Annotated in this window: 5 protein-coding genes; 3 read left to right on the top strand and 2 right to left on the bottom strand. The window is 60.2% G+C overall.

The window, feature by feature from the left end:
• The first annotated feature begins 437 nt into the window (after positions 1-437).
• Positions 438-1,100: a phytochelatin synthase family protein gene (locus tag AC1D00_RS23060; protein ID WP_477012237.1), complete on the top strand. Its 663-nt coding sequence runs from the start codon at positions 438-440 to the stop codon at positions 1,098-1,100.
• A gap of 286 nt (positions 1,101-1,386) precedes the next feature.
• Positions 1,387-3,108, top strand: a complete 1,722-nt coding sequence (locus AC1D00_RS23055; RefSeq protein ID WP_477012236.1) for a SulP family inorganic anion transporter — start codon at positions 1,387-1,389, stop codon at positions 3,106-3,108.
• Between the two features lie 184 nt (positions 3,109-3,292).
• On the opposite strand, the gene AC1D00_RS23050 is transcribed toward AC1D00_RS23055, so the two are convergent.
• On the bottom strand, positions 3,293-3,937 hold the full coding sequence (locus AC1D00_RS23050; RefSeq protein WP_477012235.1) for a cation efflux transmembrane domain-containing protein: 645 nt from the start codon (positions 3,935-3,937) through the stop codon (positions 3,293-3,295).
• Between the two features lie 349 nt (positions 3,938-4,286).
• Here AC1D00_RS23050 and AC1D00_RS23045 point away from each other — a divergent pair, with 349 nt between their 5' ends.
• Complete coding sequence (locus AC1D00_RS23045) at positions 4,287-5,135, top strand: HoxN/HupN/NixA family nickel/cobalt transporter (RefSeq protein WP_477012234.1); 849 nt, start codon at positions 4,287-4,289, stop codon at positions 5,133-5,135.
• 21 nt (positions 5,136-5,156) lie between these two features.
• Here AC1D00_RS23045 and AC1D00_RS23040 read toward each other — a convergent pair.
• The coding region (locus AC1D00_RS23040) for a Vgb family protein (protein ID WP_477012233.1) at positions 5,157-5,971 on the bottom strand (815 nt) is incomplete at its 5' end.

Raw genomic sequence — 5,971 nt, 5'->3', positions numbered from 1 at the left:
GGAGGACACAATGGGATGGTTTGACCGGCTGTTTGGAAGGACTTCGGCGCCTGGTACCCCACTCTTTGCGAGATTTAGGCGGAAATCACGGGCACCGACAGATCCTGATCTTCTGAAGATTGCCAAAGACCGAAAAAGGCATATTTCGCGAAGAGCCGTGAGAGATGAATATAATCGGCTGCTTTTGGAGAAGTACGCGCACGACAAGTCCTGATTTCCAATTCCATCAGGGTCCCACTACGTGCCAGCGAAGCTCTTCATCTCCGGCCGCTTCTTTCTCGCCTCGCTTATTGGCCGTCAGCGGGACAGRCTGACTGCCGCCGTCGAGAGCAGCCGTCCCCCCCAAGGGACGCTCACATGAAATCTCCCTCCCGCCAGTTAGCTTGAAAATATAATCTTGCAGGCCAATGTCGTCATTGCCGCTAAGGTTCTGACCCATGAAGCGATGGCGCTACGTCAGTATCAGCAGCATGGTTATCGCCGTGGGTCTGGTTGGTGCCGGCGCCCTGGTGGTCGGTCAATCGCACGTGCCAGCAGACGCCATAGCATCATCGGTAACACGTGCTCCGGAGCTTATGGAGCGTGCGTGGCACCTGCCCGTGGCAGCCACATTCCAAAGACACGTTGACTGGCAGTCAAATGGCTCTCGCTGCGGACCTGCAGCTGTTGCGAATGCCTACCGGTCATTTGGCGAGGCGGCACGGACGGAGGACAAGGTGTTGGCCGGTACATGGAGCTGCTGGACTGGCGTATGCATCATGGGTCTCACGCTCGACGAGCTGGCCAAAGTCGCCCAGACCAACACGAGCCGGAAAGTCACGGTCCTACGCGATCTCAGCGAGAACCAGTTTCTGGAACATCTCCGTCGCTCCAACGATCCGGGCCGACGCTACATCGTGAATTTCGATCGCGCTCAAATTTTTGGTGCTGGCAGCGGACATCACTCTCCAATTGGGGGCTACTTCGAAGCCGAGGACCTCGTTTTCGTGCTCGATGTCAATTTCAACTTCCAGCCATGGCTGGTCGAGCGGAAGCGGTTGTTCGACGCTGTAAATACGTTCGACGGCGACAAGAAGCGGGGGCTGCTGTTCATCGAGTAATATCCCACTGCATGTTGCCTATTGGCCCATCACCGAAGTGGCGGCGCACCTCACCGAGGTCCGCTCACCGAGGCATGGCAGACCAAATTTGCTCAGGTTGAGTTCTTCGCATTCTGACCCTAACCGGACATGCCGCGGACATGCCAAAATTGACGCGAATGAGCGGAGATGTGACATTCTTCCGCTTGCCGAGGACGGAACAGCCTGACTTAGTTCTAAGCGGGACAACGCAGCCAACGCATGACGCGTGGCGAGCGAGTCCGACCGGATCTGGGAGTGGTCGCCAATGAGGCGTTGGATCCACTGGCTGCCCGGAATCGAAACCCTCCATCGATATGAGACGGCGTGGCTTCCGCACGATATCTTCGCTGGACTCGTCCTTGCGACGATGCTGGTCCCGGTTGGAATTGCCTACGCGGTAGCATCGGGCTTGCCTGGTATCTACGGTCTGTACGCAACGATCGTACCCCTGTTGGTCTACGCGTTGTTCGGCCCCAGCMGCATCCTCGTGCTGGGACCCGACTCTGCGCTGGCAGCTGTCATCCTCGGCACTGTCGTTCCGCTGTCTGGTAGCGATCCTCTTCGCGCCGCAACGCTCGCTGCCATGATGGCGATCGTTTCAGGGACGGTATGCATTCTAGCCGGCATCGCGCGCCTGGGTTTTGTCACCGAGTTGCTCTCCAAGCCGATACGCTATGGCTATATGAACGGAATTGCGTTGACCGTTTTGATCAGCCAACTGCCAAAGTTCTCCGGTTTCTCAGTCAGAAGCGAAGGACCTTTGCGGGACCTATGGGCGATCGCCGATGCAATCCTTGAAGGAAAAACAAACTGGGTCGCATTCGGGCTTGGGCTCGGCACGCTGGTCGTCATCCTGCTGCTCAAGGACAGCAAGCGGCTGCCGGGCATTCTGATCGCGGTAGTTGCGGCGACCGCCGTCGTCGGCGCGCTTGATCTCGGCACCCGCTACGGCGTGGCGGTCATTGGTCCCCTTCCAGAGGGATTGCCGGGGTTCGCAATCCCCTGGATCAACTACGGCGATATCGTCCCGGTACTGGTCGGCGGGTGCGCCATCGCCCTGGTTTCGTTTGCGGACACCAGCGTACTTTCGCGTTCCTATTCCGCACGGTTGGGCACTCATGTCGATCCCAACCAGGAGATGGTCGGGCTTGGCGCCGCCAATCTGGCAACCGGCTTTTTTCAAGGTTTCCCGATCAGCAGCAGCTCTTCGCGGACTCCAGTTGCCGAAGCCGCCGGCGCCCGTACCCAGCTTACCAGCGTAGTAGGCGCGCTTGCCATCGCCATCCTTCTGCTGGTGGCGCCAAACCTCCTTCAGCATTTGCCCACCGCGGCATTGGCGGCCGTCGTCATCGCCGCTGCGATCAGCTTGTTTGAGGTCACCGACCTCAAACGAATCTATCGGATTCAGCAGTGGGAGTTTTGGCTATCGATGGTCTGCTTCGTCGGCGTGGCGGTGCTCGGAGTGATTCCAGGAATTGGCCTGGCAATCGCAATCGCCATCGCCGAGTTCTTATGGGACGGTTGGCGCCCACACTCCGCCGTGTTGGGTCGCGCCCATGGCGTCAAGGGTTATCACGACATCACAAGATACCCGGATGCACGCCAGATCCCCGGGCTGGTCCTGTTTCGGTGGGATGCGCCTCTGTTCTTCGCCAACGCGGAGTTCTTCAAGGAGCGCGTACTGGACGCCGTGGCGAAATCGCCGACGTCCGTACGCTGGCTGGTTGTTGCGGCAGAACCTGTCACCAGCGTGGACGTCTCCGCCGGCGATACAGTCGCCGAATTGGACGAGGCGTTGCACGCGCAGGGTATCGAGTTGTGCTTTGCCGAACTGAAAGATCCAGTAAAGGACAAGCTGAAGAGATTCGGACTGTTCTCGCAGCTTGGCGAGCAATATTTTTTCCCAACCATTGGCGCAGCCGTTTCCAGTTATCTGGAAATCAATGATGTGGAGTGGGAGGACTGGGAGGACCAAGCCAAGTGCTAGGAAGTGACATGCCGGGCTTGAATACACACGCCGATTGACTTCCGACCTTGGCACTTTTCGGACCTGCCGAAGCGGCCTGACGATATCCGTTTATTGAGTGCCGGTTCAACCGGAGGTAAAGCGGACCTCGTAACCGCGCGCGCCCAGTCGGAAAACGACCCAAAGGAGACTTCGGGCTGCTGAATTACTCAGCCGCCGCCAGTCGGCCAATCTGTAGCTCTCCGCTGGCATGCCGGACCACTACCACAGCCCCCTGGATCGCAAGCAACGACATGATCGTCGCCACGACGATGTCGGGCCAACCTGTCCCGGTCCCGAACACGCCAGCCGCAGCTAACAGCACCGCGAGGTTACCCAGAACATCGTTACGAGTGCAAATCCATGCAGACCGCATGTTTGCATCACCGTGACGATAAGCCCAAAGCAGACCAAACGAAGCTGCGTTCGCAACGAGAGCGGCAGCTCCCACGGTGCCCATCGCGAAAGCGCTCGGAAGCGTTCCGTGCAGAATATGCCAGATGACGGTTGCAACGACCCATACGCCAAACATGCCCATTGTGGCGCCCTTCGCAAGGGCCGCGCCAGCTCGATAGCGGAGTGCCATACCGACAACGAGTAGGCTGATGGTGTAGTTCGCAGCATCCCCTAGGAAGTCGAGTKAATCGGCTTGCAGGGAAGCTGATCCGGCAGCAAGACCCGCGACCACCTCAACGGCAAACATAGCGGCGTTGATAGCAAGCACAGTCCAGAGCACCCGCCGGTAGGCGGCATCTCGTTTCTTGTTCCCGCCGAGGTTCAAGGATGGTGGAGCGCAACAGCAGTCGTTCATGAGCCGAAGATAAGATGAATCGGGACGCGTCGCTAGTGCGCTTTAGGTCGTCTGTTGGCCCATGGCCGACCCGCCAGAGCGCGAGCCGACGCTGTCCGCTTCCGGGAGCAGATCGGACACTGCCTGGTTTCGCTCCCTGATCGGCTTCAGCAACCCCGCCCTGGAACTGATACCGCCGCAGCCCCCCATCCACCGGGATCGCCGTCCCCGTGATGTACTGCGCCACCGGCGAGGCGAGCTGCGGGCAAGAGCACGGCGCGAATCCAATCGGCGGCCTTGAGGGAATTCTTGACCGCGTTAAAGTAGCACATTCCACGACCATAACCGGCCAACTGACGGTTTGCCCTGAATGCGAGAACTCCTGTTCTTCATCGCGTCGAGCTTTTGGGCGGGCGCCGCACATGCGGCGACACCGGGGCACGGCAAGACGATCGCGGCTGCCTACATCGTTGGTGCGCGCGGCAAGCCGATCGATGCCGTGATCCTTGGAATTTTCGTCACGCTTTCCCACGTCAGCGGTATCGTCCTGATTGGCATGCTCGCTTCGCTCGGCTCGGCCTGGTTGCAACCGCAGCGGATTGAAGCTTATCTGGCGGTCGTAGTCGGCAGCCTGGTGATCGTGCTCGGCCTATGGATGCTATGGGCGCAGCGCGATCTTGTGGCGCTCGCTATGGGCGAGGCTTATCAGCCGGGCGATGCTGCGCGTCGTACGGATGCCCACGCGCGCGATCAGGGGCACGACCACGCTCACCACGACCACCCGCATAGCCATGGGCATGCTCATGGCGATGGCCGTCGCGAGCCTGTAGTCTGGCATAGCCACGGATTCGGCAAAGTCCATGCCCACCGGCTTGACGTCATGGCCGAAAATCGTCCGAAGTTGCCGGTGCTGCTGGCGTTGGGTGTTGCAGGTGGCCTGCTCCCAGATCCCGCCGCGCTGGCGCTGCTGCTCGGCGCCTTGTCGAGCGGAAAAGTCATGCTGGGCGTGATCACCGTTCTGGTATTCAGCCTAGGCTTCGCGGCGACGCTGGTGGTGGTTGGCATCGTTGCCGCGAAAGTCGGCGAAAAGGTGCTCGACTGGCTGGACAGCATCTGGATGGTCCGCCTGCAGATCGCCACCAGTCTGCTAATCGTCGGGATGGGCGTCGTGCTGACAATTCGGGCGGTATCCGAACTGGCGGCATTGTCGGCGTCTTAACTCTCTTTGTGTCTTCTGCGCTTAGGGTGCCCCCGCATGCTTCGCCGGCAGCATGCCTACAAATCCGCTAATGTCCGCGTACCAGACATTGCCATCGCGATCGACAGCGACACTGAACGGCCGGGCATTGTCGCGCGGCAGCGGAAAGACCGCGATGCGGCCATTGCGCAATCGCCCGACACTCGCACGGCGCATCATGCCRAACCACACGTCGTCGTTGGGAGCAATGGCAATACCGCTTAGGCCGACGTTTTCCTGCCCCACTTCGACATCCAAGAATTGCCCATCCTTGAAACGCCCGATTTGGTTGGCGCGGAATTGCAGGAACCACACCGAGCCGTCGGAACCAGCCGCGACGTCAGTTGGCACGGCGCCACCGTGGGGGAGGTCGAACGTCTTGCTAGTCCCATCGGCGGCGACACGGAGCAGTTGGTTGCCGTTCTGCAGTGTCGCCCACACGGTGCCATCGGTGGACACGGCGATGCCATAGGGTCCGCCCCTCGCAGACTCGATTCGATGGCGGGTAAAAACTCCGGCTTTTAGCCTGGTCACGCCGTAGCCGGTCAGGTCGGCGAACCAGGCGGCTCCATCGGGCGCGATCGCCAGCCGTCCGAGGCGAGTGATCGGAGTATCGAGCATAAACCGTGCGATCTCGCCGCTACTGCTCACGCGCGTAATAGCGCGCGCGGCGAGGTCCGTGTACCAGGCGCTGCCGTCAGCAGCGACCGCGAGCCCGAGGGGCTCGATGTTGCGGTTCGACGTAGGTAGCCGCTCGATGCGGCCATTTCGTACACGGCCGATCGCATCGGCATGGTCGATGGTAAACCAGATACTGC

The organism is Bradyrhizobium sp. P2_E8 (genome assembly GCF_056403875.1).
The sequence above is the reverse complement of the archived record's forward strand: the minus strand, read 5'-3'. Positions and strand labels throughout refer to the sequence as shown.

Coding starts and splice junctions, on each gene's coding strand:
- AC1D00_RS23060 (WP_477012237.1), top strand. CDS start 438: ATGAAGCGATGGCGCTACGTCAGTATCAGCAGCATGGTTATCGCCGTG.
- AC1D00_RS23045 (WP_477012234.1), top strand. CDS start 4,287: ATGCGAGAACTCCTGTTCTTCATCGCGTCGAGCTTTTGGGCGGGCGCC.